The 504-nt window shown below is 56.3% G+C and carries 1 protein-coding gene; it reads left to right on the plus strand.

Annotated features, from left to right (window positions below):
• On the plus strand, positions 1-323 hold a 323-nt coding region (locus C1638_RS22800), incomplete at its 5' end, for a porin (protein ID WP_262509815.1).
• Between the last annotated feature and the right edge of the window lie 181 nt (positions 324-504).

A 504-nucleotide genomic window follows, 5' to 3' on the forward strand; every position in this document is an offset into this window, starting at 1 on the left:
TGACCGGCGAGTCCCGCCAGTACAAGCTGGAAGGTGCCAAGTTCGACTCCGTCAAGCCGGAAAACAAGGAAATCGGCGCCTGGGAAGTGTTCTACCGCTACGACAACATCAAGGTGGAAGACGACAACGTGGTCGCCGATACCGCCACTCGCGAAGTCGGCGACACCAAGGCCAAGGCCCACAACCTGGGCGTGAACTGGTACGTCAACGATGCGGTGAAGATCATCGCAGCCTACGTCAAGGCTAAGACCGACAAGATCACCAACAACAATGGCGACGATGACGGCGACGGCTTCGTGACCCGTTTGCAGTACGTGTTCTAAGAAGCGACAACGATCTGCTCCAGTTTTCGGCCTCGCTCCGGCGAGGTCTTTTTAATCGCTTCCTTACCCGGTTGTGGCGATGTTGGCAGCCTGCAACCGGGTCTTTCTTTCGTTACAGGTCTACCCGCAGGTACTGGCAGGAATATCCGAAAGCCAGACGGTTATCGGCAGAAACTCTTGG

Source organism: Chryseobacterium oncorhynchi (genome assembly GCF_002899895.1).
GTDB classification, from domain to species: Bacteria; Bacteroidota; Bacteroidia; order Flavobacteriales; family Weeksellaceae; genus Chryseobacterium; species Chryseobacterium oncorhynchi.